The sequence below is a fragment of the Collimonas sp. genome, assembly GCF_039923675.1.
GTDB lineage: Bacteria > Pseudomonadota > Gammaproteobacteria > Burkholderiales > Burkholderiaceae_D > Collimonas.
On sequence record NZ_JBDTCG010000095.1, the window covers coordinates 58,406 to 84,786 of the forward strand.

Sequence of the window (26,381 nt, forward strand, 5' to 3'; positions counted from 1 at the left end):
GAGGCTAGCCTTGTCAATGCACAGGAACCGCCACCGGCTCGCCACCCTTGAACTGATAGATGGTGACCGGCGCATTCTTCAAATCGTGACTGGCGTCGAATTCATACTCGCCGACCACTCCCGTATATTTCATGGCTGCCAGCACCGGCCCGAATTTGGCGGGATCGATGGAGCCAGCCTTTTTCATCGCCTCGGCAATCATCAGCATGCCATCATAGAAATACGGAGCGTAGGTCAGCGGCGCCTTACCGTACGTTTTCTGGAATTCGCCCAGGAAAACCTTCTCTGCGGCCTTGTCGCCCAGCACGGTGCCGCCTTGCACACAATAGAGCTTGTCATTGACCGCGTCGCCGCCAAGCTTGCCGGTTTCCGCATTGCAGATGGCGTCGCCGCCCATCAGGATCACATCCAGCCCCAACTGCTTCATCTGGCGCTTCATCGCCGCCGCCTGGGCAAAGTAACCGCCGTAGAAAATGGCGTCCACCTGCTTGCCCTTGATCGAGGTCAGGATAGCGCTGAATTCGCTCGCCTTATCGTTGGTGAATTCGCGGCTGACGATCTCGATCTGGCTGGCTTTGGCTGCTTTCAGGAAGGCGTCGGCGACGCCCTGGCCGTAGGCAGTGCGGTCATCGATGACCGCGACCTTCTTCAGCTTCAGCTGTTTGGACGCATACATTGCCATATTGCCCCCGAGCTGGTTATCGTTGGGATCGAGCCGGAATACTTGTTCGTAACCCTGCTGCGTGATGCGCGGATTGGTGCCGACTGTAGCCATGACGACGCCGGCGTCGTTATATACCTTGGACGCCGGAATCGCGACGCCGGAATTGTACGGTCCCAGCACCGCTTTCACCTTGCTGTCCACCAGCTTTTGCGCCACCGCGACGCCGGCTTTCGGGTCGCCCTGGTCGTCCTCTGTCAGCAGCTGGAAACTCAGTACTTTGCCGGCCACCGTGAACTTGCTTTTGTTGAGCTGTTCGACCGCCATCCTGGCGCCGCTTTCATTATCTTTCCCTGCAGGGGCCTGCGGGCCGGTCAAGGGGCTGCTGAGGCCGATCTTGACAACTTCCTGCGCTGACGATGCGGCGCTGACGACCAAACTACAGGCCAGGAAAATTACTTTGACGATAAAGCGCATTTTCTTTACTCCTGAATAATTTCTGTGGATTTGTACGGGTTTATGCAAGATCCATGCAGAGTTCTGCACAGTGTCGGCACCGGCTTCTGCACGCCGGTTTTCTGCTCCTTGTTTTTGTAAGAATGCTTCATTTAAATATATTGCAAATATATTTGCAAGATATTAGTATCAATAAAAATCAAGATTTACAACAGCATTTCTTTCAAGGAGCCGCATATGTCGTCAGTCAAATGGGAAGGCGTATTCCCCGCAGTCACCACCAAGTTCAAGGAAAACGAAGACCTCGATCACGCCGAGATGGAAAAGCACTACGCCTTCCAGATCGACAGCGGCGTGCATGGCCTGGTCACTTGCGGATCGCTGGGAGAAGCCAGCACGCTGTCGCTGGAAGAAAAGCTGGAAGTCACCAAAATAGCGCTGTCGGTGGCCAACGGCCGCGTGCCTGTGCTGGCCAATGTCTCCGAGTTGCGCACCCGGGACGCGGTGCATTTCGCCGAGCGGGCCGCCAAGCTGGGCGTGCAAGGCTTGATGGTGATGCCATCTGTGCTGTACGTGGCCGACGCCCGCGAAGCCAAGGACAATCTGCGCACCATCGCCAACGCCGCACAACTGCCAGTCATGGTCTACAACAATCCGGTGGCCTACCGGGTCGACCTGACGCCGCAGGATTTTATCGAGCTGGAGGATTGCAAATGGCTGGTGGCAATCAAGGAATCGACCGATAACATCCGCCGCATCACCGACCTGCGCAACGCGCTGGGTAATCGCTATCAGTTGTTCATGGGAGTGGACGATTTGGCGTTTGAAGCGTTGGCGATCGGCGCCGATGGTTTACTGGCCGGCGTGGTGGTGGCCTTTCCGAAAGAGACGGTGGCGCTATACACGCTGATGAAAGCCAAACGCTATGACGAAGCGCTCAAGCTGTACCAATGGATGACACCGTTGCTGCATCTGGATGTGTCGACCAAGCTGGTGCAGAATCTCAAGCTGATCGAAGCGATGGCCGGCGTCGGCAACGAAATCGTGCGTCGTCCGCGCCAACCGCTGGCCGGTGCGGAACGCGAACGGGTTGCCGCCATCATCCAGAAGGCAATCGACACCCGTCCCGACCTGAGCCAGTTCAAGCTTGACCGATAGGCAATGTGAACCTGCTGGATGTTTCCCCGGACTGCTATCATTTGGGCTTGCCTGTGTACCGTAAGCAGAATAGGGATCAATAAAACATCATGAGCAGCAGCAAACAAAGTGAACGTACCCTGCCGCCGCCGAAACTGCGAGCGGCGGATATCGCCTACGACACGCTGGAAAACCTGATCGTCACGTTGCAGATACAGCCTGGCGCGCCGATCGTCGAAGCCGACTTGGTTGAAATGACCGGACACGGCCGCACGCCCTTGCGGGAAGCCTTGCTGCGGATGATGTCGAACGGCTTGATCGAGCAGATGCCGCGGCGTGGCCTGGTCGTCAGCGCCATCGAAGCTGCCGAGCACTTGACCCTGATCGAGACTCGGCGCGTGCTGGACCAGCTGATCGCGCAAAGCGCCGCGCGCAAGGCCACGCCGCAGCAGCGCAAGGATTTGCTGGCTTGCGCAAAACGCATGGTGGCGGCGGCAAAAAAAGACGACCTCGGCGCATATATGCAGGCCGACCAGGAACTGGATCACTTTATTCACGCGGCTTGCCGCAATCCGTCGGCGGTGGCGGCGGTGACGCCGTTGATCATCAAGTGCCGGCGTTTCTGGTATGCCTTCCAGCATGAAGGCGATATTGTCGAAGGCGCCAAATGCCATATGCAGATGGCGGCATCGGTAGCCGAAGGCGATCCCAAGGAAGCCGTCAAAGGCGCGGATGCGCTGATCGACTACCTGGAATTATTTACGCGCAAGGTCATCGAAAATTAGACATGCCTTGGCAAGGAAAAACATGAACATTACCGGACAATCACTTATCGGCGGCGCCAGCAGCGCCAGTAATGGCGTCGTATTCCAGGCGTTTGACCCCGCGCTTGGCAAAGCGATAGCGCCAGATTTCCATAGCGCGGAGGAAGGCGACATCGAACGCGCCTGCGCCCTGGCGCAGGCCGCTTTCGATACCTATCGCGCAACCGGCCAGGAAGTGCGCGCCCGGTTTTTGGAAAACATCGCACAACAGCTGCTTGAGCTGGGCGATGAACTGATCGTCCGCGCCATGGTGGAAAGCGGCTTGCCGCGCGTCCGCCTGGAAGGCGAGCGCGGCCGCACAGTCGGGCAGTTGCTGCTGTTCGCGGCGGTATTGCGCGAAGGCTCATGGAACGATGCCCGTATCGATCCGGCGTTGCCCGAGCGGCAGCCGTTGCCGCGGGTCGATCTGCGCATGCGCAATATCGCGATCGGTCCGGTGGCGGTGTTCGGCGCCAGCAATTTTCCGCTGGCGTTTTCAGTCGCCGGCGGCGACACTGCTGCCGCGCTCGCGGCCGGTTGCCCGGTGGTGGTCAAGGCGCATCCGGCCCATCCCGGTACTTCAGAACTGGTCGGACGCGCAATGCAAAAGGCGGTTGCCGCCAGCAATTTTCCGGCGGGCGTGTTCTCGCTGTTGACCGGCATGGGCAATGCGCTGGGAACCGCGCTGGTGAGCAATCCACATATCCAGGCAGTCGGCTTCACCGGATCACGCCAGGGCGGCCTGGCCTTGATGAAAGTAGCGGCGGCGCGGCCGCAGCCGATTCCGGTATATGCCGAAATGAGCAGTATCAACCCGATCTATCTGTTGCCGGCTGCACTGGCGGCGCGGGCCGAGACGATCGCCAAGAATTTCGTCGATTCCGTGACGTTGGGAGCCGGCCAGTTCTGCACCAATCCGGGCCTTGTGCTGGGCCTGGCGGGTGCTGACTTCGAGCGCTTTGCGCAACTGGCTGGCCAGGAGCTGACGCGGCGCGGCACAGCCACCATGCTGACCGCGGGCATTCATGCCGCCTACCAGCAAGGCGTAGCGACATTGGCGGCGCAAGTCGATGTCAGGCAACTGGGGCAGGGTGCGATTGCCGATGGCTGCCAGGCCATGCCGGCCCTGTACGCCACCAGCGCGGCTGCTTTCTTGTCCAACCCTGTGCTGAGCGCAGAAGTGTTCGGACCGGTATCCCTGCTGGTTGCCTGCGCAAATGAAACTGAGTTATTGCAGGTGACCGAGCATCTGGAAGGGCAGCTCACCGCCACTTTGCAAATGGATGAGGATGACAAACCTTTGGCCCGCCGCCTACTGCCACTGTTGGAACGCAAGGTCGGTCGAATTCTGGCCAATGGTTTTCCGACCGGCGTCGAAGTGTCGCATGCGATGGTTCACGGCGGGCCGTTCCCGGCTACTTCGGACAGCCGCAGCACCTCAGTCGGCAGCGCGGCGATCTCTCGCTTCCTGCGGCCGGTGTCCTACCAGAACCTGGCGCAAGACTTGTTGCCGGAAGCTTTGCAAGACGCCAATCCGCTGACTATCTGGCAGCGCCGCGATGGTCAGCTAAGCAAGTAAAATTCAGAAATCCAGTTCAAGTTCGATTGATTGCCCGATATGCAGAATTTCACCGGCGCCCTCCAGCAAGAGCGCATTGACGCCAAAGGTGACCGCGCCGTCGACGCGCGGATTGCCGCGGTAAGTCAGCAGGATATCCATCGGATCTGGGCCGAATTTTCCTGTGGCCTGGTCGATAGACGGTATCGGGCAACGGGTGCACGGCTTGACCGGCTGCAAGCGCGCCGCTCCGGCCTGGATGATTGCCGCAAAATCCTCTTCAAACGGGTCCACGCCATCGATCACGATGTTCGGGCGGAAACGGTTCATCGGCAATGCAGCGCTGCCTTGCGCTTGCAGCTTCTGGTTCAGGTCATCCAGCGATCCTTGTGATATCAGCAGCACCGGATAGCCATCGGCAAAGCGGGTGGGCGCATCGACATCGAGCGTCCATTTTTTACTGGCCAGGCGTCTTGCCTCGGGATCGAAGCGCACCAGCCTGCAGGATTGGCCCATGACTTGCGAGAACCAGCCGGCAGCGGCGTCGCCGCAATCGCGGGCGCTCAGGCTGCTATCCCAAATGGTCACGTCCATCGATGCAGCCTGCGCAGCCTCCGGTTGCACGGTCGGAATTTCCAACGGCGCCATGCCTGGCGCCTGCAGGGTCATGCTATCTGCTTGCAGAGATGGCACGATCAAGGCCATGACAGGATGGCTGCGTTGCGACAAGAACTGACCGGCTTGGTCGACCACCATCCATTCACGGTCATGCACGTGTTGATGGCTGAGGCCGGCAGCGGTGATGATGGCCGCTTGCAGCGAAATACCGGCGCAGGATTTGATCGGATAAAGCGTCAGCGTGGTAATTGTGGACATCGGTGTTTATTCCTGTACGGTTGATTCAGCCAGGATGGCGCTTAGCCAATCCTGGAATTCATTGATCACGTCTGCTTTGCCGGTATCGAAGGGCGAGACCGAAAAATAGTTGCCGCGCGCCGGCGCATGGATATCGAACAGGCGCACCACGCGGCCGCTGGCAAGGTGGTTGTGCGCCAGGCAGCCGCGCGCCAGTGCGATGCCCTGATCGGCTGCGGCCGCATCCAGCAAGTGCATGGGATCGTCATATATCGGCCCGTTCTGCGGTTCGCCATGCTTGACGCCGGCGCTCACGAACCATGGCGCCCAGCCCAGCGTATGGGCGAAGCGCAGCAAGGGGTATTGTGGCAGGTCCTGCGGCCTGATGCCGGGATGGGCGGCGGCGAACGCCGGGCTGCATACCGGGAAAATCACCTCATCCAGCAAGCGTTGGTAGCGGAAATTCTTGTCGCCGGCGCGGCCGTACCAGATGGCGACATCGGCGTCGCTGAAATCCAGCTCGCTCAATTCGTGGGTGCTGCGCAGGCTGATGTTGATATGCGGATGCTGCTGATGAAACGCCGCCAGCCGTGGCACCAGCCAGGCGCTGGCGAACGATGGCGAGACGCTGACGCGCAGCATTTGCGTTGCATGCCGGCGCGCCACTTTCCCCAGCGGCAAGGCCAGGTCCAAGGCATGCAGCGCTTGCCGCACTTCCTCGGCCAGCAGGCGGCCGCTATCGGTCAGCACCATTTGCCTGCCGTCGCGCTGGAACAATTTGCATCCGGTGCGCTGTTCCAGCGCTCGGATCTGGTGGCTGATGGCGCTGTGCGTCAGGTTCAGCTCTTCGCCGGCGCGGGTGTAGTTGCCCAGCCGGGCGGCGGCTTCGAAAGCGCGCAGGGTCTGGGTGGGCGGCAGGCGTTCAAACATAGGAGAGGGCTGGCTTGCCTTTTAAGTTAATCGGTTAATTTCATTCACACATAAGGATAAAACACTTCGTTGGCATTCGTACAGCATGCTCTCTAGTATTGGCACATTCTGCTCTTATTGGTGACCGTCTATGAAACTCGCAACCCGTGTTTTCCTGATATTTTCTTCAGGCTATTTCATTTCCTACCTGGCGCGCGGCATCAATTTGCCGCTGGCGCCTTTGCTCAGCAGCGAACTCGGCTTGTCGCCGGCGCAACTGGGTTTGTTGACCAGTTTGTACTTTTTTGCTTTTGCCGCCTGCCAGCTGCCTTTGGGAATTTTGCTGGATCGATTTGGTCCGCGCCGGGTGCTGGCTTGCCTGTTGCTGGTGGCCGCGGCCGGGGCTGTGGTGTCGGCAAATGCGCATGGCTTCAGCAGCTTGCTGGCAGGCCGCCTGTTGCTGGGGATCGGCACCTCGGCTTGTCTGATGGCGGGTTTGAAGGCGATCGTGGCCTGGTTTCCGCATGATCATCTGCCGTTGATGAATGGCGCTATTTATGCGATTGGCGGCTTGGGGGCGGTGGCTACGGGGACGCCGATTGCGTGGGCGCTAGGGGTGACTACCTGGCGCGTGCTGTTTGTGGTGGTGGCGGTGCTGATCGGGCTGATCGTGCTGGCCTTGTTTACCCTTGTGCCGGAGAAGGACGAGCAGCATCCTAAAAGTACGCTGGGAAAGCAGTTGCGCGATATTGGCGGGATTTTCCGGAGCCCGGTGTTCTGGCGTACTGCGCCGTTCGTGATGGCTAGCCAAGGGGTGTTTCTTGGGGTGCAGGGTTTGTGGGCGGGGCCATATTTGCGGGATGTGAGCCGGTTGCCGGCGGTTGCTGCGGCGAATATCGTGGCGCTGGTGGGCTTGGCTATGGTGCTGGGGGCGGTGGGGTCGGGGTGGCTGGCGCGGCGTTTGCAGCAGCGGGGGATTTCCTTGCATACCACGGGGGCGGCGGGGATGTTTTTGTTCATGCTGGCGCAGTTGCTGATTTTGCTGGATGTGCCTTTGCCTGGGTGGCTGTTGTGGGGTATGTATGGGGTGTTCGGGACTTCGGGGGTGTTGTCTTATGCGGCGCTGGTGAGGAAGTTTCCTGCGCAGTTGGCTGGGCGGGTTAGCACCGGGTTGACCTTGGTGATTTTTGCCGGTGCGTTTGTTGTGCAGTATGGGTTTGGATTATTACTGAATGCCTGGCCGCATGATGTGGGTGGGTATGCGGTGGTGGCGCATCGGGCTTCGTGGATGATTGCGTTGGTGGTGCAGTTGGCCGCCGGTGCTTGGTTTTGCCGGCCATTACGGGGTGCGGTTTTGCGAACTGGCGATCAGCCGGCTTGATACTTGGAGCTTAGGGGGCTCGGTCTCCACGCGCACTGATAGTTAAATGGGGTCAGAGTAATTTACGACGATGAAGCTGTCGTAAAAAAACTCTGCCCCCATTTAACGGGCGACGGAGTACACGCATTTGCGTTCGAAACGGTGGTTGCTCCGTGGATGCAAGCCGGGAGTAGCCCGGCAGCTACTCACTTTCTTTTGCTTGCCTGCGCGGCCCGGCCAAAAGAAAGTAAGCAAAGAAAAGGCGACCGCAAAGCCCTTGCCTTCCCTTCGGTCAGGTCCCCAAAAGAGGTGCGTGCCAGTCGGGTGTGGCACAAACTCGCTGCGCTCAGACATGTGCCCTACAATTCCCGACTGCCCCGCGCCTCTTTCGGCAAGTTCTCAATGCGGGGTACTTCAAAAGCAACTACAACGTCAAAAACAACTTCAGCGCAGCATGAACGACATCGCTGACAAGCTGTTCAGTATCCTGACCGCATACTGCACCGATGGCGCCTCGAATTCCAGGTTTACGCCATCAACCCGGTTTAGCATCGGCAACTGACAAAACAGATCGGCCAGCGCGGGGCTTTGGGTTTGTAGTTTGCATTTGATTGTCGGTTGCAGGGTGAATGGATGGGCATCCTTGAGCTTGCCGATCGCTGTTGCAGCGCCGTCTTTCAGTAATGTCAATGCGCTTTGCGGTGACAGTGAGATGCCGCTGTTGGCGCCTTGCGCGGTTTTTACGCCTACCAGCGTGGCGTGTGGGAATAGTGGCTGGTTCTCTGCGACGAAGACGTCGTCGCCACTGCCGAAAATTACCGGTACGCCGAACTCACCGGCCAGTGCGCCGTAAATACCGGCTTCGCCCAGTTCCTGGTCGTTGAGCCAGATGCGGGCGAAGGAAAAGCCGTTGATCGTGTGGGCCAGGACTCCGCGGCTTTGGGCGCGGCCATGGTAGCCGACCATCATGACGCCATCTACGCCGATTTCGACGCCGCTCATCATGCCGAGCAGGCGCGGCTTGCCGAGGATCTGGCTGGCTGCAGGATGCAGCAGGTCTGGCAACAGGTTGCGGAAGCCGCCGTGCGAATCGTTCACCAGGATCTCGCTGGCGCCGCCGGCCAGCGCGCCTTCGATGACTGCATTCGCTTCCGCCGTCATCAGACGGCGTGCGCGTTCGTATTCGGGATTGCCGGGGCGGACTTGTTCCGGGTGGAATACGCCGGCGATGCCTTCGATATCAACGGAAATCAGGATTTTCATTGTCTTTTGGATTTAAGCTAAATAATTTGGTCGGCCGCCATGTCATACAATGACTGGCGCTGGTGGCCGTCGCGGCCGGTTACGGTTTCTGCGGCAAACAGGGCGTTGACGATGGCTTGTTCGGTGCTGTCGACTACCGCTTCAAACAGCGGATCGAGCAAGTTGTCATGCAAGATAGCAGTGTGACGGACAGCCTCAAGCGGTCGATAGGGGATGGTTTGCGCGGTGGAGAACGCCAGCGCCAGGTCGCCGCTGCCATGACCGTAGATCGAGCCGGTGCGGCCCAGGCCGATGCCGCAGCGGGCTGCCAGACGTCCCAGCTGGCGGGCGTCGAGTGGCGCATCAGTGGCGACGATCATGATGATCGAGCCCATTTCCGGCGTCTCGCCGTCAGGCTTGCAAGGTTGATTCCGAGCGGCCAGTAATTGCGCGCCAACCCGTTGGCCGGCCAGGGTCAGCGCCGGCAGCTTGCCGAAATTGGCCAGCACCAGCGCGCCGACGCAATATTGCTGGCCGCCGATTTTTGCATAACGCGATGCGGAACCGATGCCGCCCTTGAGATCGAAGCAGGACATGCCGCGGCCGGCGCCAACAGCGCCTTGGGAAAATTCTGCCGCGGCGGAGTCCAGCGCTTGCTGATAGTGCTCGGCCGTGACGGCCATCGCCTGGATATCGTTCAGATAGCCGTCGTTGCATTCGAACACCAGCGGATTGACCGTCGGATCGCTACGGCCGATCTCTGGATTAGCGGCGATGGCGGCGCTGATCTGGGCAGTGGCAATGGCGCCGACCGACATCGTGTTGGTCAGCGCCAGCGGCGTTTCCAGTACGCCCAGTTCTTGCATCTGCACCAGCCCGATACTCTTGCCGAAACCATTGAACACCACCGCAGCGGCAGGCACCTTGTTGCGGAACGGATCGCCGCCATGCGGCCGGATCACCGTCACGCCGGTTTGTATGGCATCTTGCGCCAGAGTGCTATGGCCGACGGTGACGCCGGCGACATCGCTGATGGCGTTGAGAGGGCCGGACGGCAGTCCGCCAATATAGGGCAGGGACAGCGCCAGCATCAGCGGCGGTCGATCTTCGGATCCAAGGCATCACGCAAGCCGTCGCCGAGGAGGTTGAACGCCAACACTGTCAGGAAGATCGCCAGGCTGGGGAAGATCGCTATATGTGGTGCCGTCATCATGTCGGAGCGCGCTTCGTTCAGCATCGCGCCCCATTCCGGCATCGGCGGCTGTGCACCCATGCCGAGGAAGGACAGGCCGGCGGCGGTGATGATGGAAGTGCCGATGCGCATGGTGAAGTAGACCACCACGCCCGATATCGTGCCCGGGAAAATATGGCGCAGGATAATCGTGCGGTCGTTGGCGCCGATGCTGCGCACCGCTTCGATGAACGTCAGATGTTTCAGCGCCAGCGTGTTACCGCGCACCAGCCGCGCAAAAGTCGGAATGCTGAAAATCGCCACCGCAAAAATCACGTTGGTCATGCCGCTGCCCAGAATCGCCACGATGCCGATCGCCAGCAAGATGCCAGGAAAGGCGAACAGCACGTCGCAGATGCGCATGATGATGCGGTCGGTCCAGCCTTCGTAGTAACCGGCGACCAGGCCAGCAAGCGTGCCGATCACGGCGCCCACCGCTACCGATGAAAAGCCGGCGGTCAGGGAAATCCGTGTGCCCATCAGGATGCGGCTGAAAATGTCGCGGCCCAGCGAGTCGACGCCGAACCAGTGCGCCAGCGATGGCCCGGCGTTCAGGGCGTCGTAGTCGAAATAATTTTCAGCATCGTAGGGCGCCAGCCAGGGTGCGGCAATGGCAATCACGATCAGAAACAGCACGAAGCAGCCGGCGGCAACCGCGAGATGCTGCTTCTTGAACTTGCGCCAGAATTCGCTCCACGGCGTGCGGATGGTATTCGGTAGCGGCGCGGCGGCAATTGCCGCTACAGGATTGATTGGCTTGGTCACGGGCGGCCTCACTTGTAACGGATGCTAGGGTTGATGACGGCGTACAGCACGTCAACCACCAGATTGATGAAGATGAACTCCAGCGAGAACAGCAGGATCTCGGCCTGGATGATCGGGTAGTCGCGCATTTCGACCGCGTCGATCAGCAGCCGTCCCATGCCTGGCCAGTTGAACACTTTTTCCACCAGGATGGAACCGCCCAGCAGGAAGCCGAACTGCAGCCCCATCATGGTCACCACCGGGATCAGCGAATTGCGCAGGCAGTGCTTGAGCACCACGATGGTTTCCGACAGGCCCTTGGCGCGTGCCGTGCGGACAAAATCTTCATGCAGGATTTCGACGAAGGAGGAACGGGTGAAGCGCGCCATCACGGCCGCCACCGCTGCGCCCAGCGCCAGCGACGGCAAAATGTAGTGACGCCAGCTGTCGGCACCAATCGTAGGCAGCCAGCCGAGCTTGACCGAGAACAGCTCCATCAGCAGCATTCCCAGCGCAAATGATGGAAACGAAATACCCGACACCGCCAAGGTCATGCCGAGGCGGTCCGGCCATTGATTGCGCCACACGGCGGAAACAATGCCGATGACCAGGCCGAACAGCACCGCCCACACCATGCTGGTGACGGTGAGCCAGAAGGTAGGCCAGAAGCGCTCGGCAATCTCTGTACTGACCGGACGCTTGCTGCGCAGGGAGGTGCCGAGATCGCCGCGCAAGGCTCTGCCGAAATAGTTGACAAACTGTTCGGGCAACGACTTGTCGAGACCAAGATCCTTGCGGATCAGCTCTACCGTTTGCAAATCGGCTTCGGGACCGGCGACCAGTCTGGCCGGATCGCCCGGCAGCAAATGGACGAACATGAATACCACCACTGCGACGATCAGCAAGGTTGGTATCAGGCCCATCAGGCGTTTTAAGATATAGGGAAGCATGGCGCGCTCAGAAAATTGACTAAACTACAGCGTCATTCCCGCGAACGCGGGAATCCAAATTAGGCAGAAAATTGGATCCCCGCGTTCGCGGGGACGACGGAGTGCGTGAGATCGCCGTAATGATTGGTGTCATCGGCGAACGTTTCGTTACTTCAATTCAATTTCATCGAAATTGAAGGAGCCGTCTGGCATGACATACATGCCTTTCAGGTTCTTGCTGCGTGCGTACAACAGTTTTTCAGTGACCAGGAAAGCCCACGGCGCGTCTTTCCAGATTTCCGTCTGTGCATCTTTGTAGAGCGTGGTCTTTTCTGCACGGTCGGTGGTGGTCAAGGCCTTGGCCATATCGGCATCGACCTTCTCATTCTTGTAATAAGCAGTGTTCATCAGCTTGGGTGGAAACGAATCGGATCCCAGCAATGGCCGCAGGCCCCAATCGGCTTCCCCGGTCGAGGACGACCAGCCGGTGTAGTACATGCGGACCGGCGCGTTGGCGGCGACCGGCGCGCTTTCGACTTTCTCTACGCGCTGGCCGGCTTCCAGCGCCATGACCTTGGCCTTGATGCCGACTTGCGCCAGTTGCTGTTGCACGAACTGGATGATTTTTTGCGCCGTGGTGTGGTTGTAGGCAGACCACAGCTCGGTTTCAAAGCCGTTCGGATAGCCGGCTTCGGCCAGCAACTGCTTGGCCTTCTTCGGATCGTAAGGCCATGGTCCGGTTTTCAAGGCGTAGTCGACGCCTTGCGGCAACACCCCATCCTGCGGCACGGCATAGCCGCTGAAGGCCACCTTGACCAGTGCATCCTTGTTGATTGCGTAGTTGATCGCTTGCCGTACTTTCGGATTATCGAAAGGCTTTTGCAGCGTATTCATCGAGATGTAGCGCTGCACAATGGAAGGCGATGTGATCAGGTCCAGATTCGGCTTGCTCTTCAACAGCTCGGCTTGCTCATAGGGCAGCGGGAAGGCGAACTGTACTTCACCGGTTTGCATCACGGCGCTGCGGGTATTGTTGTCGATCACCGGTTTCCAGGTAATGCTGTCGACTTTCGGATACCCCTTTTTCCAGTAGCCGTCGAACTTGACGACCTTCATGTAGTCGGTCTGCTTCCATTCCACAAACTTGAACGGGCCGGTGCCGACCGGATGGAAACCGATGTCCTTGTTGCCATACTGCTTGAGCGCCGTCGGCGAAATCATCGCAGCGGAAGAGTGCGCCAGGGTATTGATGAATGGCGAGAACGGCTCTTTCAAGGTGATCTTGACTTCATAGTCGTTGACGATGTCGACCTTGGAAATCCGGTTGAACAGGTTGAAGCGCTTCAGCTTGTTGTCCGGATTGATGACGCGTTCCAGGTTGACCTTGACGGCGTCTGCTTTGAAATCGGTGCCGTCCTGGAACTTGACGCCTTTGCGCAAGCGGATGGTGTACACCAAGCCGTCTTTGCTGACTTCATAGCCGTCGGCCAGTACGTTGACCACTTTCAAGTCTTTGTCGAAACCGAACAAGCCTTGGTAGAAAGACTTGATCGCTGCCTGCGACAAGGTGTCGTTGCTATCGTAAGGATCGAGCGTGGTGAAGGTCGAGGCGACCGCCAGCGTGACGTCCTTGGCGGCAAAGGCATGGCCGGCGGCGAATTGTGCAGTCAGTGCAACGGCGGTACTGGCAAGTATCTTGCCGAAGTGTCGAGTAGTGCGCATGTGTTACTCCCCTGGTTCAAAAAAACATTGAAGACAAACAAACGGATAAAACGAAAAAACGCAAAAACGATAATGCAGCCTCTTAAAAGGAAGCGGAAATCCGGTGCGTTGCCACAAAGTGTCCCGGCCCGACCTGTTTCAGCGGCTCGACTATCGGCAAATCGCCGACGTCGCGGATCGGGCTTGGGATTTCCTCTGTCTGCAGTTCGCGCTGGCGATGGCGCTGCTTGGGATCCGCTACCGGCACCGCCGCCATCAGCTTGCGGGTATAGGGATGCTGCGGATTTTCAAAGATGGCGCGGCGCGGACCGATTTCGACGATCTGCCCCAAGTACATGACCGCCACCCGGTGGCTGATACGCTCTACCACCGCCATGTCGTGGGAGATGAAGATGAAGGAAATCCCCATTTCGCGTTGCAGGTCGAGCATCAGGTTGACGATTTGTGCCTGGATCGAGACGTCCAGCGCCGATACCGATTCATCGGCGATGACGATTTTCGGATTCAGCGCCAGCGCGCGGGCGATGCAGATCCGCTGGCGCTGGCCACCCGAGAATTCATGTGGATAGCGTTGTGCGTGTTCCGGCAGCAGGCCGACTCTGGTCAGCAGGGATGCGACTTTTTCTTGTACACCTTCAGCCATACCGTGCACCAGTAGCGGCTCCATGATGGAATAGCCGACAGTCAGGCGCGGGTCGAGCGAGGCAAACGGATCCTGGAAGATGAACTGGATTTCGCGTCGCAGCGAACGCAATTCCGAGCGCGGCAGTTTGGCCAGGTCGCGGCCGCCGAACTCGACGCTGCCGCTGGTAATGTCGACCAGGCGCAATAGCGAGCGGCCGGTGGTCGATTTGCCGCAGCCGGATTCGCCGACCAGCGCCAGCGTCTCGCCGGGATACAGGTCGAAACTGATTTGTTCGACCGCATGCACCCGTTGCTTGACCCGGCTGAAGATGCCGCTCTTGACGTCGAAGCGGGTAGTCAGCTTGCGTACTTTCAGTAAAGGCTGCTGTTGCGGATCGGCGCCGGGAATGCTGCGGATGATTTTCGCTTCGGCTTCCATTTCCGGCGTGACGACTGCGCCGGCGATGGCGATCCGTTCCGGCAGGTCGGTGCCATGCATGGCGCCCAGGCGCGGCACGGCTGCCAGCAAAGCCTGAGTATATGGATGTTGTGGCGCTTCAAAGATGGCGTGGACATTGTTTTCCTCGACCTTCTCGCCGCGGCACATGACCACCACGCGGTCGGCGATTTCGGCCACCACGCCCATGTCGTGGGTGATGAAAATCACTGCCATCTGCATTTCATCTTGCAGCGCCCGTATCAGTTGCAGGATCTGCGCCTGTATCGTTACATCCAGCGCAGTAGTCGGCTCGTCGGCGATCAGCAACGATGGCTTGCACGACAAGGCCATGGCGATCATCACGCGCTGCCGCATGCCACCCGACAACTGGTGCGGATGGCGGTCAAGAATGCGCCGCGCTTCCGGGATGCGCACGATTTCCAGCATGCGCAAGGCTTCGGCGCGCGCTTCGGCCATGCTCTTGCCTTGATGCAGGCGGATCGATTCGGCGATCTGTTCGCCCACCGTGAAGACCGGGTTGAGCGAAGTCATCGGCTCCTGGAAAATCATGGCGATTTCCGAGCCGCGAATGCGGCGCATGGTACTTTGCTCGGCGCTAGCCAGATCGACCGTGCTGCCGTCGCGCCGCTGGAAATTCATGCGGGCACCGCTGATGCGGCCGCCGCCATAGTCGATCAGGCGCATGATGGCTTGTGACGAGACCGACTTGCCGGAACCCGATTCACCAACGATGGCTAGCGTTTCGCCGGCATCGATATGGAAGGACAGATTGCGCACCGCTTCGACCGTGCGTTCGGACGTGGTAAAGCCGACGCTCATTTGTTCTACCGTCAGCACCCGTCGGCCAGTTTGCATGTTCATATAATCGCTTTCAGTCGCCTGTGTACTATTTATAAATCGCCGTCACCGGCGCAGCGCCTACCTTGGCGTAGCCGCGGTACATGCCTTCGGTATTGAACGGCAGCGCCACGTTGCCTTGCGCATCAATGGCGATCAGGCCGCCGCGGCCTTTGTAGAGCGGCAACAGATCCATCACCACTATTTCCGCGGCGTCCTGCAGGGACAATCCGGCGTATTCCATGCGCGCAGAGATGTCATAGGCCGCCACCGTGCGCATGAACGCTTCGCCGGTGCCGGTGGCTGAAATCGCAGCGGTGCGGTTGTTGGCGTAGCAGCCGGCGCCGATCAGCGGCGAATCGCCGACCCGGCCGACGCGCTTGTTGGTGATGCCGCCGGTTGACGTGGCGGCGGCCAGGTTGCCATGCATGTCGACGGCGACGGCGCCAACCGTGCCGAATTTATTATCGGGATCGATGGGAGCGATTTCCGCCGCCGGGAGTTTGCCGGCGGCCTGGCTGGTGGCGTCATGATCCAGCAGCAGCATTCCTTCCTGGTCGCGCGCGCGCAGCCATTGCGCATGCCGCGCTTCGGTATGGAAATAGTCCGCTTCCACCAGGTCCGCGCCATGCCGGGCGACGAATTCTTCCGCTCCCGCGCCTACCAGCAGAATGTGTTCGCTGTGTTCCATCACGGTACGCGCCGCCAGGATCGGGTTGCGCACGTGCGCCACATTGGCTATCGCGCCGGCGGCCAGCGTGGCGCCATCCATGATCGCAGCGTCCAGCTCGTGCGTGCCGGCGTGGGTATACACCGCGCCTTTTCCTGCGTTGAACAAAGGGCAATCCTCCAGCATGCTGACGGCCTTGGAGACCGCATCCAGCGCGCTGCCGCCGTCTGCCAGGATCTTCTGGCCGGCGCTGAGGATTTCGGTCATGGCGTCATGGTAAGCGCGTTCCTGCTCGGTATTCATGGCGCTGCGCAAGATGGTGCCGGCGCCGCCGTGGATGGCGATGGTGGCGGTGTTGTTTGATGTGGACACGTTATTTCACTTTCGCTGCTGGTTTGTTGGTGACGGCTTTGCTGCCCTTGCCTTTGCTCCTGGCCTTCGATTGATCGCTACCGTTGGCATGGTAGAGCCAAGGCAGCACCGCTTCGGTCATTTTTGACGCCGCATGCACCGAGCGGTTGGCGCGGTGGGCGACGGCGTCGCACACTGCCTGGATCAAGGCCAGCGAGGCGGCGTCGGAGGTTGCCGATAACTGGCGTTCGGTCTGCGCGTACAAGGTGACGTTCGCCAGCGGCACCAGCGGCGAGGTCGGGCTGTCGGTAAACGCCAGCACTTGGGCGGAGCGCTCTTTGGCGCGCATCGCCAGCGTGACGGTATCTGTGACGTAGCGAGGAAAGGCCAAGGCAATCACCAGGTCACGCTGATCCAGTTTGAAGAACTGGCGTCCGGCTTGCGACGGGCCGCCAGGGCCTGCCACCGATTGCACGGTGCGGCAATACGGTTCCAGCGCATGCGCCATGATGCCGGCCAGGAAGGCGCTAGCGCCGAAGCCTAGGATAAAGATACGCTCCGCATTCAAGATCATGCTGACCGCCTGGTCGCATTGCGCCGGCGCCAGCGCTCGGCGGGTGGCTTCCAGGTTTTGCATGTCGGCGCTGAGCGCGGCGGCGATGATTTCGGCACTGGTGGCGGGGCGTTGCACCTGGTCGCGCAGCTTTTCCACCGGCGCCAGAGAAGACGCAAAATCCAATACCAGCGCGGCGCGGAATGCCGGGTAGCCGTCGAAATCCAGTGCGTGGGCAAAACGGTTGGCGGTCGCTAGCGAGACGCCGACCGCATCGGCCAGTTCGTCGATGGTCATGGTGGCGGCGCGGAACACGTTCGCGAGCACATAATCTGCGGCCTTGCGGTGTGCTTTCGAGAGCTCGGGATAGGTTTTTCCTATGCGAGCGGCAACCGCGCTTTCGCGTTGCCATGCTGTGACTGCGGCGTGTTGCACTGTCTATCCTCGCTTAAGATTTTTTCTAATTTATGTAAATATATTTACATTTTCTTCTCAAGTAAAGAAAATTTATTTTCTTTTCGGGTGTGTGTATTTTGTGTCATCAACTATGTGCGGAAGTGGTGCGCGGATGTTGCTCAAACCGCTCTGGAATGCGGCTCCGCACCATTTTTGTGTGGGCGCTGTCCGTAACGGTGCGGACAAATTTATCCGGAAATTACGGCGAGACGCGCTTAAGTGTATTCTGCTGGACAGGCGCAAGACGACCTTCCCGGCGCCGCAATGACAGAGAAAACCCGAGAAAAACCGCGGAGAAATGAATGAATGAAAAAGCAGAGATTTTGAACAGCCGTTTGATACGCAACTTCATTACCGCGCCGCTCAAGCATGAGCTGCGCGAACCTTTATACGACACGCTTTGCGCACGCCTCGGGACGGATACCGCAGCGCAGAAACTGGGCGCCAGCGTAGATATCGTCGCTCCGGGAAAAATTTCCTGCCCCTACCACTTCCATTATGCGCAGGAAGAGATGTTTATCATTCTTGAGGGCAGCGGCACGCTCAGGGTGGCCGGGGAAATGCTGCCGCTGCGTTGCGGCGACGTCATTTTCATCCCGCCTGGCCCGGAGTATCCACACCAGATAGTGAATACCTCGGACCAGCCGTTGAAGTATCTGTCGGTCAGCACCAGGGAGCAGCCGGAGGTTTGCGAGTACCCGGATTCCGGCAAATTCCTGGCGATGGCGTCCGTTGGCGGCGAGCGGGTATTTGATGTCATCCAGCGCGCCGAAAACGATCTGGACTACTGGGACGGCGAGCCCTGAAAAATAATCCCGGGCGGATCAGGCGGCCGCGTTGCTGTTCTGATCCAGCCCGACATCGCTGTTGGCCGCATTGTAGATGTCCAGGTCCAGCAAGCCTTCTTCCTTGGCCACCAGTACCGGCACCAGCATCTGCCCGGTGACATTGGTCATGGTGCGCATCATGTCGAGAATACGGTCGATCGCCACCAGGTAGCCGATGCCTTCCAGCGGCAGGCCGGCCGAGCTCAGCACCAGCGTCACCATCACGATCGCCGTACCGGGTACACCGGCGGTGCCGAACGAGCCGAGCACCGACGCCAGCATGATGATGAAGTATTGCGACATGTCCAGGTGCAGGCCGAAGTACTGCGCCACGAAAATCGACGCAATCGCCGGATAGATTGCACCACAGCCGTCCATCTTGATGCTGGCGCCGAGCGGCACCGCAAACGCTGCGTATTCCTGTTTCACGCCGAAGTTATGCACTACGCTGCGCAGGGCGATAGGCATGGAGGCAAAGCTGGACGAGCTGGTGAACGCCACCTGCATCGCCGGGAAAGCGCCGCGGAAAAAGCGGATCGGATTCAGGCGATGGGTCAGCAGCAGGCCGCCGTACACCACCACGATATGCAGCGCACAAGCCAGGTACAGCGTAAACACGAAATTTCCCAGCGGCAGCAGGCGCTCGAAACCGTAGGAACCGACCAGCGCAGCGATCAGGCCGAAGGTGCCGAGCGGCGTCATTTCCAGCACGAAGCGGGTGATCTGGATCATCGCGCTGCTGGCTTCGCCCATCAGTTCGCGTATCTGCCGGACCTTGTCGCCCAACTTGACCAGCGCCATGCCGAGCAGCGCGGCGAAGAAAATCACTTGCAGGATCTTGCCTTCGGAAAGTGCCTTGAACGGATTCGATGGCACTACATCCAGCAATACCTGGATCGGGGTAGGCACTTCGCGCACGGCGTAATCGGCGGCGATGGCCAATTGGCCGAGGTTTTGGCCGGGATTGGTGATATTCGCCACCAGCAGGCCGACGCCGACCGCCAGCACCGCCGTGATGGCGAACCACAAGAAGGTCTTGCCGCCCAGCGCCGCCACGCTCTTCATGCCGTGCAGGCTGGAGATGCTGTTGGTGACGGCGAAGAACACCAGCGGCACGGCGATCATCTTGATCAGCGTGACATACAGCTTGCCGAGCGGGCCGAACCAGGCTTCCGCCGGTGCGCCTACCAGCCAGCCGGCCAGTGCGCCGAGCACGAAGCCGCCCAGCACGCGTTGCCAAAAGGGAATGCGGAACCAGAGAGAGAAAATGTTCATAGAGTAATCAGGGGGAATGTTGACACTGCGCGTCTTGTTGCAACGCGAAAGGTAAAGTTGGCTGCGATATGTCTGAAACCAGCACATAAGCCGAGCGATCCGAGAGTATCGGGGCTCACTGTATTGGCGTCCAATATTTTTTTGCTCTATCCATATGGCGGATTGTTCTATTGATATCTGAATTGCGTAAATAATAACGCCATTAGCCAAAACATACCGAATAAACCGGCGGCATGCTGCTGGAAATGGTGCGCCAACTGTCGCCGGCGTTTTCCGACAGCCAGACACCGCCGGTAGTGGACGCCATCAGCAAGGTGCAACCGTCTTCCGCCACCGCCAGGCCGTGGCGATAGACCAGGTCGTAGCAATCTTGCTGGGGCAGGCCGGCGCGCAAGGCGGTGAACGTTTTGCCGCCGTCGGTAGTGCGGCTGACGGTCAGGGCGGCGTCCGTCGGAATCCGCGTCTGGTCGGCCAGCGCCGGTGCAAACCAGGCGGTATCGCCATCGGCCGGATGGACGGCTACCGCGAAGCCGAAATTCGACAGAGGCGCGGCGCTGACTTCCTGCCAGTCGACGCCGAAATTGCCCGAGCGCCAGATGCCGTTGTGGTGCTGGCACCAGAGCTGGTCGGGGGTCTCCCTGGCGCCGACGATGCGATGCGGATCCTGCACATTCTGCTCGTCACCGCGCTCCGGCGGCATATAGCTGGCGTGCATGCCTTTGGCGCTCAAGGTCCAGCTTTGTCCGCGATCATGCGTGACCCAGGCGCCGCCGCAAGAAATGCCGACCAGCACATGGCGGCTATCGCGCGGATCGACGCAAATGCTATGTATCCCCGGAACATCGTAGCCGCCGCCGAGCCATTCGCTGCGTTCAGGTGCGTCCCACAAGGCATGCACCAGCGTCCATGATGCGCCGCGGTCGACGGAGCGGAACAAGCCGCCCGGCAAGGTGCCGGCCCAGATGACGCCTGGCTCGTCGGCGCCGCCGTAAGCCAGCGACCAGATGAATTTCACAGTCCAGTCGAGCGGATCGGCAGAACCCTCCGGTTTAAGCGGATAGGCCGGCGCGGCGATTTCAACCCAGTGTTCCGCGCCGGCGTCCTTGCGATGCAGCTTGACGCCGAAATGACCTAGATTCAGCGCGGCATAGACGGCGCCGTCGCGCGGATCGGCCAGCACCATCGAGACCGGTTCGCCGAGAAAGGCGACCGGGCCGAGGGCCCAGCGCTCGTTGCGTTTCAACAGTTCAAACAATCCTTTGCGGCTTGCGATCCAGGCCCGTTCAATCATGATTAACCTCCGGAGAGAGCTTGCAGGACATGCACCTTGCTTAGCGCCGTCAGTGGCGCATCCAGGCGCACGTGGTCACGCACGGTATGGCCGTCGATGAAGATGGCGACATTCGGCCGCAGGCAGCCTTGCTCGTCGAGCAGGTAGGCGCGCAGGCGCGGGTTGGCCGAGAACGCGGTTTCCAGGCCGGCGCGCAAGGTGAGGGCGTCGGTGTGGATTTCCGGCGCGGCGGTAAAGCGCGCCAGTTGAGGGGTGAAAATCAGTGTCGCCATCAAGTCACCAAAAAAGTCGTCGTGTTGCCGCTAAATCACTATAGATGGATCCGGCATTTTTGCCATGCCTGCGTGATAACTACCGCTTATCAACAAAGGTACTGTCTGATTTTCACTATAATGAACCGATCCGTGATCTCCCTCATCGTCCGCATTGAAAACAGCGCGCCAGCCACTTTACCAACGTTTTGCCGAGCAGATCAAGGCGTCGGTGCAGAATGGCGTGCTGCGTCCCGGCGATCGCCTGAGTTCGGTGCGGCAGGCCAGCCAGCAACACGGGCTGAGCATCACGACCGTAGTGCGTGCTTATGAATTGCTGGAGAGTAGCGGGCTGATCGAAAGCCATCCGCAGTCGGGTTATTTTGTGCGGGCGCAGTTTGCCGCGACGGCGTTGCCGGCTTCGCCAGCCGAGCCAGGCCGTTCCATGCCGTTGCCGGTATCGGCCGAAGTCGACGTCAGCCGCCATGTACTGGCGACCCTGAAATCGATCCATCAACACGATGCGATTCCGCTTGGCTCGCCGTATCCGGATCCGTCGCTGTTTCCGGCCCGCCGCATCAGCCAGTACAACGGCGCCATCCTGCGCAGCGGTGGCCCGCTCGGGGTGCTGGATGATTTGCCGCCCGGGCATCCGGACCTGATCCGGCAGATTGTCCGGCGTCACCTGGAAACCGGGCTGGTCGTCAGTCCGGATGATGTGGTGGTCACGGTGGGCGCGACTGAAGCGATCAACCTGTGCCTGCAAGCGGTGGCCAAGGCCGGCGATACCATCGCGGTGGAGTCGCCGACTTTTTATGCGATGCTGCACGCTATCGAGCGGCTGGGCATGCGCGCGATCGAGGTGCCGACCGATCCGCGGCTGGGGATGGATATTGCGGCGCTGAGCACGATCATGCAGTCGCAGCCGGTGGCGGCCTGCATGGTGATGCCGAATTTCCAGAACCCGCTGGGCTTTGAAATGCCGGAGGAAAGCAAGCGCCAGCTGGTCGATCTGGGCGCGCGCTACAACATGCCGATTATCGAAAACGGCGTCTATAACGAACTTTACTTTGGCAACGCGCACCCGAGCGTCCTCAAGGCTTACGACAAGCGCGGCATGGTGCTCTACTGTTCTTCGTTTTCCAAGAGTCTGACCTCGGCTTACCGCATCGGCTGGACTCTGCCGGGCCGCTACCGGGCGCAGGTGGAAAAACTGAAATTCCTCAATACGCTCAGCACCTCGACTTTGCCGCAGCGGGCCATCGCCGCTTACCTCACCGCCGGTGGCTACGACCGCCATCTGCGCCGGGTGCGCCGCGCCTTGCAGCAGCGTTGCGACATCATGAGTGCGTTTGTCGGACGGTTTTTTCCGGCCGGGACGCGCATCACGCGGCCTGGCGGCGGTTATGTATTGTGGATAGAACTGCCGCCGGCGATTGATTCCATGGCCTTGTACCAGCAGGCGCTGGCCGAGGGCATCACGATTGCGCCGGGCCGCTTGTTTTCGACTTCAGATGCTTATCGCAGCTTTATTCGCTTGAACTACAGCTATAGCTGGACGCCGCAGATCGAACAGGCATTGCGGCGACTGGGCGAGATGCTGGCCGCCATGCTGGATTAGGCGCTATCGGCGTCAAGCCATGTCAGCGCTCTGGCTCTCATCCAAGGCATCGAAAATCGTCATGCCATAGGGCGCCAATGCGGCGCGACCGGTACCGTCTTCGTTGTTGATCACGTTGACAATCCCGGCATCTTCCAGTGCCGTCAAATGGCGCAGCAAGGTACTCATGCGCAGCTCCGTGCGTTTGCTCAGCTTGGCCAGCGACAGGCCCGGATCGCCGCGATGATTGTCTTCATCGATGGCGTCGGCATGCAGTACGGACAAGATGAGCAGCACGGCATCGTCGACTTCATTTTCCAGGATCATCATCGAATCACGCAACCAGCTGTTGCGAGCGGCGCAGCAGCACCGGGATCGATTTAGAGGTCGGCGTGCGCGCCTTGTCGGCAAAGCTGTTGAGCGGCACCAGTGGATTGGTTTCCGGATAGTAGCTGCTGATGCAGCCGCGCGGAATGTCATATTCCACCAGCAGGAAACGGTCGGCGCGGCGCTCTATGCCATCGTCCCAGACGCCGATCAGATCTATCCAGTCGCCGGCCTTGAAGCCCAGCATGGCGATATCCAGCGGATTGGCGAACACCACCCGGCGCTGGCCGAAGACGCCGCGATAACGGTCGTCCAGGCCATAGATGGTGGTGTTGTACTGGTCGTGCGAACGGGTGGTCATCAGGATCATCAGTTCCGGCCCGTGCTTGCGGCGCGCCTGGTGAATCGGCGTGTCCTTGGGGATCGCGATGGTTTTGAACTGGGCCCGGCCGCTGGCGGTTTTCCAGACCCGTTCACGCGAAGCGACGCCCAGATGGAAACCGCCCGGCTTGGCGATGCGCGCGTTGTAATCCTTGAAGGCGTCGTACACTTTTTCAATGTCGTCGCGGATCAGGGCGTAATTCTTGACGTACTCCAGCCACTGGATGCGGCTGTCCTTGAGGGTAGCGTGCGCCAGGCGCGCCACGATGTCGATTTCCGACAAGCAGGTCTTGGTTACCGGTTTGTTGATGCCGTAGGAGATGTGCACCATGCTCATTGAATCTTCCACGGTCACGCCTTGCGCGCCGCTTGCCTGGATGTCGATTTCAGTGCGGCCCATGGTCGGCAGGATCAAGGCGTCCTTGCCGTGGATCAGATGGCTGCGGTTCAATTTGGTGGTGATATGCACGGTCAGCGCGCAGGACTGCAGCGCTTGCCAGGTGCGCGGCGTGTCCGGCGTGGCCATGGCGAAATTGCCGCCGAGGCCGATGAAAACCTTGACCTGGCCTTGCAGCATCGCTTCAATCGTGCCGACTACATCCAGGCCGTGTTCGCGCGGCGGCTTGAAACCATAGACTTTTTCGATACGGTCGAGGAAAGCGGTGGTCGGTTTTTCATCGATGCCGACGGTGCGGTCGCCTTGTACATTCGAATGGCCGCGCACCGGGCACAGGCCCGCACCCGGGCGGCCGATATTGCCGCGCAAGAGCATCAGGTTGGAAACCATCTGGATGGTGTCGACGCCATGTTTGTGCTGGGTCAGGCCCATGCCCCAGGTGGCGATGACGTTCTTGCCGCGCACATAGACTTGCGTCAGTTTTTCAATATCATCACGGCTGACACCGGATTCGGTGACGATATCGTCCCAGCTTTCGGCGCGGATATCGGCGGCGAATTCTTCGAAGTAGGCGGTGTGCTCGGCAATAAATTGCACGTCGAGCACGCGTTCATCATTGTTTTGCAGCGCCAGGTCGTCCAGTTCCAGCACGCGCTTGATCACGCCTTTGACCAGCGCCAGGTCGCCGCACAAGGTCGGGCGGATAAACATGTTGCTGATGACGGTACCGGAGCGCGACAGCATGTCGGATGGATGTTGCGGGCTGGAGAAGCGCTCCAGGCCGCGCTCGCGCAATGGATTGATGGAGACGATGGTGGCGCCGCGCTTGGCGCATTCCCGCAGCTCGCCCATCATGCGCGGATGATTGGTGGCCGGATTCTGGCCGAAGATCAGGAAGGTGTCGGCCAGGTCGAAATCGTCCAGCGTCACGGTGCCCTTGCCGACACCCACCGTTTCCGGCAAGCCGACGCTGGTCGGCTCGTGGCACATGTTGGAGCAGTCGGGGAAATTGTTGGTGCCGTATTCGCGCACGAACAATTGATACAGGAACGCAGCTTCGTTGCTGGTACGGCCGGAAGTATAGAACGAGGCCTGGTTCGGATCTTCCAATACATTGAGATGATCGGCCATCAGGGTGAATGCATCCGTCCACGAGATCGGCTGGTACTTGTCGCTGGCGGCGTGATACACCATCGGCTCGGTCAGGCGGCCGTGTTCTTCCAGCGCGTAATCCGATTGCTGCAGCAGCGAAGCGACGCTGTTTTGCGCAAAGAAATCCGCCGTGACGCGCTTGGAAGTGGCTTCCGCCGCCACTGCCTTGACGCCGTTTTCGCAGAATTCAAAGGTTGACGCATGGTCGCGGTCCGGCCAAGCGCAGCCGGGGCAATCGAAGCCGTCCGGCTGATTCTGCGCCAGCAAGGTGCGGATGCCGCCGCCCGGGACCTTTTCCTTCAGCAAATGCAGCGCCACATATTTCAGGGCGCCCCAGCCGCCGGCCGGATGGTTGTACTGCTCGATCTTTTCAGTGCTCAATTTTCTTCCTTGTTCCGGGCGCAGATGTGCGCCACGCGAAACGTCTTTACGCAAAATGCGCGGGGTCAGGTGGAGTGTAGTGGGGGCGCGTTTATCGCTGTATATACAGCCGGCGCGATAGATTTAAAGCACAGTTACAAATAAATTTAATACTGTACTTTGTTTGCTCTTGGCTGAAAAGACGGAAGACGGAAAAACAGGCCTGGTTGTTGACGGGGCAGGAGGATCTTGCGCCAGGATCGGAGGCGGCCTAGAGTCACCGACTGCTCGCGGATGAAGCCAAGGCCGGAGGGAGGATGTGTAGCTGCGGCCTTGAAGGAGCTGCAGCTACGCAGCCCCTTCAAGCCCTGGTCTATGCAAACAGCTTTTGCCATTTGTCCTTCTGTATGTCCGCGCGGGTGTTGACCTCGACCATCAGGCCGCCAGGCGCGCGGCAAAAGAACCGCGATCCACGCGAGTTGTTGAAGACCTCGGTCTCCATATGGACGCCGCCTTCCAGGAATGTCTTGTAGAGGGCATGGACGTCATCCAGGTTGTCGACCTCTACGCCGAAGTGGAAGTTTTCGGGCCATACCGGTATTTCCTTCGTGGCGTGGTCCAGAACAATGTCAAAACCATTCAGTTTGAGAAGACAAGTCTCTCCGGCAGCTACGACTTCGCAGCCCAGATATTTTTCGAAAAAAGCAGTCGTTTCTGCCACATTGGTGGTGGGGAAACTCAGGTGGTTCAGCTTTACTTCTGTATGAATTTTCATGATCGATCTCGCAAAAAGGTTGAAATGCATTGTGGAAGAAGTTGTCACCGATCGGCCGATCAGGACCTGTGCGGCGATGCCGATCGTGTGACTCACCACGGTTTTCATTTTACGAGCAATTGCTCGTTTTTTAAACTCGCATTGGACTTCCCGCCCGCTTGTAGCGTGAGGGATAGGAGTGGCGGAG

General features: G+C 59.6%; 23 protein-coding genes. 6 read left to right on the forward strand and 17 right to left on the reverse strand.

Annotated features, from left to right (window positions below):
* Positions 1-13: 13 nt before the first annotated feature.
* Positions 14-1,138: a branched-chain amino acid ABC transporter substrate-binding protein gene (locus ABI171_RS20745; RefSeq protein ID WP_348094458.1), complete on the reverse strand. Its 1,125-nt coding sequence runs from the start codon at positions 1,136-1,138 to the stop codon at positions 14-16.
* A 216-nt stretch (positions 1,139-1,354) separates the two neighbouring features.
* Here ABI171_RS20745 and ABI171_RS20750 point away from each other — a divergent pair, with 216 nt between their 5' ends.
* From ABI171_RS20750 to ABI171_RS20760, 3 genes are all read left to right on the forward strand, one after another.
* The gene (locus ABI171_RS20750; protein WP_348094459.1) at positions 1,355-2,275 is read left to right on the forward strand and encodes a dihydrodipicolinate synthase family protein; all 921 of its coding nucleotides are present in this window, start codon (positions 1,355-1,357) and stop codon (positions 2,273-2,275) included.
* Between the two features lie 89 nt (positions 2,276-2,364).
* Complete coding sequence (locus tag ABI171_RS20755) at positions 2,365-3,039, forward strand: GntR family transcriptional regulator (protein ID WP_348094460.1); 675 nt, start codon at positions 2,365-2,367, stop codon at positions 3,037-3,039.
* A gap of 22 nt (positions 3,040-3,061) precedes the next feature.
* The gene (locus ABI171_RS20760; protein WP_348094461.1) at positions 3,062-4,636 is read left to right on the forward strand and encodes an aldehyde dehydrogenase (NADP(+)); all 1,575 of its coding nucleotides are present in this window, start codon (positions 3,062-3,064) and stop codon (positions 4,634-4,636) included.
* A 3-nt stretch (positions 4,637-4,639) separates the two neighbouring features.
* Here ABI171_RS20760 and ABI171_RS20765 read toward each other — a convergent pair whose 3' ends face one another.
* Complete coding sequence (locus ABI171_RS20765) at positions 4,640-5,491, reverse strand: MOSC N-terminal beta barrel domain-containing protein (RefSeq protein ID WP_348094462.1); 852 nt, start codon at positions 5,489-5,491, stop codon at positions 4,640-4,642.
* A gap of 6 nt (positions 5,492-5,497) precedes the next feature.
* Complete coding sequence (gene gcvA / locus ABI171_RS20770; RefSeq protein WP_348094463.1) at positions 5,498-6,400, reverse strand: transcriptional regulator GcvA; 903 nt, start codon at positions 6,398-6,400, stop codon at positions 5,498-5,500.
* 130 nt (positions 6,401-6,530) lie between these two features.
* Here gcvA and ABI171_RS20775 point away from each other — a divergent pair, with 130 nt between their 5' ends.
* Positions 6,531-7,760 (forward strand): MFS transporter, encoded by a 1,230-nt coding sequence (locus ABI171_RS20775; RefSeq protein WP_348094464.1) that lies wholly within the window; start codon positions 6,531-6,533, stop codon positions 7,758-7,760.
* A 423-nt stretch (positions 7,761-8,183) separates the two neighbouring features.
* Here ABI171_RS20775 and ABI171_RS20780 read toward each other — a convergent pair whose 3' ends face one another.
* From ABI171_RS20780 to ABI171_RS20815, 8 genes are all read right to left on the reverse strand, one after another.
* Positions 8,184-9,002, reverse strand: a complete 819-nt coding sequence (locus ABI171_RS20780) for a M55 family metallopeptidase (RefSeq protein WP_348094465.1) — start codon at positions 9,000-9,002, stop codon at positions 8,184-8,186.
* A gap of 17 nt (positions 9,003-9,019) precedes the next feature.
* On the reverse strand, positions 9,020-10,072 hold the full coding sequence (locus ABI171_RS20785; RefSeq protein ID WP_348094466.1) for a P1 family peptidase: 1,053 nt from the start codon (positions 10,070-10,072) through the stop codon (positions 9,020-9,022).
* Positions 10,072-10,977: a glutathione ABC transporter permease GsiD gene (gene gsiD, locus ABI171_RS20790; RefSeq protein ID WP_348094467.1), complete on the reverse strand. Its 906-nt coding sequence runs from the start codon at positions 10,975-10,977 to the stop codon at positions 10,072-10,074. Before gsiD ends, ABI171_RS20785 begins: the two co-directional genes overlap by 1 nt.
* A gap of 8 nt (positions 10,978-10,985) precedes the next feature.
* The gene (gene gsiC, locus ABI171_RS20795) at positions 10,986-11,906 is read right to left on the reverse strand and encodes a glutathione ABC transporter permease GsiC (protein WP_348094468.1); all 921 of its coding nucleotides are present in this window, start codon (positions 11,904-11,906) and stop codon (positions 10,986-10,988) included.
* 147 nt (positions 11,907-12,053) lie between these two features.
* Positions 12,054-13,607: a glutathione ABC transporter substrate-binding protein GsiB gene (gsiB, locus tag ABI171_RS20800; RefSeq protein WP_348094469.1), complete on the reverse strand. Its 1,554-nt coding sequence runs from the start codon at positions 13,605-13,607 to the stop codon at positions 12,054-12,056.
* A gap of 82 nt (positions 13,608-13,689) precedes the next feature.
* Positions 13,690-15,546, reverse strand: a complete 1,857-nt coding sequence (locus tag ABI171_RS20805) for a dipeptide ABC transporter ATP-binding protein (RefSeq protein WP_348094547.1) — start codon at positions 15,544-15,546, stop codon at positions 13,690-13,692.
* Positions 15,547-15,577: 31 nt separating this feature from the next.
* Positions 15,578-16,570, reverse strand: a complete 993-nt coding sequence (locus ABI171_RS20810; RefSeq protein ID WP_348094470.1) for an isoaspartyl peptidase/L-asparaginase — start codon at positions 16,568-16,570, stop codon at positions 15,578-15,580.
* 1 nt (position 16,571) lies between these two features.
* Positions 16,572-17,537, reverse strand: coding sequence for a MurR/RpiR family transcriptional regulator (locus tag ABI171_RS20815; RefSeq protein WP_348094471.1), 966 nt, complete (start codon positions 17,535-17,537; stop codon positions 16,572-16,574).
* Between the two features lie 323 nt (positions 17,538-17,860).
* Between ABI171_RS20815 and ABI171_RS20820 the strand changes: the two genes are divergently transcribed.
* On the forward strand, positions 17,861-18,364 hold the full coding sequence (locus ABI171_RS20820; RefSeq protein ID WP_348094472.1) for a cupin domain-containing protein: 504 nt from the start codon (positions 17,861-17,863) through the stop codon (positions 18,362-18,364).
* A gap of 18 nt (positions 18,365-18,382) precedes the next feature.
* On the opposite strand, the gene ABI171_RS20825 is transcribed toward ABI171_RS20820, so the two are convergent.
* The 3 genes from ABI171_RS20825 to ABI171_RS20835 form a co-directional block, all read right to left on the reverse strand.
* Positions 18,383-19,660 carry a dicarboxylate/amino acid:cation symporter gene (locus ABI171_RS20825; protein WP_348094473.1) on the reverse strand — a complete coding sequence of 426 codons (1,278 nt, stop codon included), beginning with the start codon at positions 19,658-19,660 and terminating at the stop codon, positions 18,383-18,385.
* Positions 19,661-19,862: 202 nt separating this feature from the next.
* Positions 19,863-20,951, reverse strand: a complete 1,089-nt coding sequence (locus tag ABI171_RS20830; protein ID WP_348094474.1) for an exo-alpha-sialidase — start codon at positions 20,949-20,951, stop codon at positions 19,863-19,865.
* 2 nt (positions 20,952-20,953) lie between these two features.
* Entirely contained in the window at positions 20,954-21,223 is a 270-nt protein-coding gene (locus tag ABI171_RS20835) for a MoaD/ThiS family protein (protein ID WP_348094475.1), read from the reverse strand.
* Positions 21,224-21,377: 154 nt separating this feature from the next.
* On the opposite strand from ABI171_RS20835, the gene ABI171_RS20840 reads away from it, so the two are divergent.
* Positions 21,378-22,823 carry a PLP-dependent aminotransferase family protein gene (locus tag ABI171_RS20840; protein ID WP_348094476.1) on the forward strand — a complete coding sequence of 482 codons (1,446 nt, stop codon included), beginning with the start codon at positions 21,378-21,380 and terminating at the stop codon, positions 22,821-22,823.
* Between the two features lie 12 nt (positions 22,824-22,835).
* Here ABI171_RS20840 and ABI171_RS20845 read toward each other — a convergent pair whose 3' ends face one another.
* The 3 genes from ABI171_RS20845 to ABI171_RS20855 all read right to left on the reverse strand — a co-directional run bounded on the left by ABI171_RS20845 (position 22,836) and on the right by ABI171_RS20855 (position 26,194).
* Positions 22,836-23,132 carry a helix-turn-helix domain-containing protein gene (locus ABI171_RS20845; RefSeq protein WP_348094477.1) on the reverse strand — a complete coding sequence of 99 codons (297 nt, stop codon included), beginning with the start codon at positions 23,130-23,132 and terminating at the stop codon, positions 22,836-22,838.
* A gap of 4 nt (positions 23,133-23,136) precedes the next feature.
* Positions 23,137-25,440 carry an FdhF/YdeP family oxidoreductase gene (locus tag ABI171_RS20850; RefSeq protein WP_348094478.1) on the reverse strand — a complete coding sequence of 768 codons (2,304 nt, stop codon included), beginning with the start codon at positions 25,438-25,440 and terminating at the stop codon, positions 23,137-23,139.
* A gap of 352 nt (positions 25,441-25,792) precedes the next feature.
* Positions 25,793-26,194, reverse strand: a complete 402-nt coding sequence (locus ABI171_RS20855; RefSeq protein WP_348094548.1) for a VOC family protein — start codon at positions 26,192-26,194, stop codon at positions 25,793-25,795.
* Between the last annotated feature and the right edge of the window lie 187 nt (positions 26,195-26,381).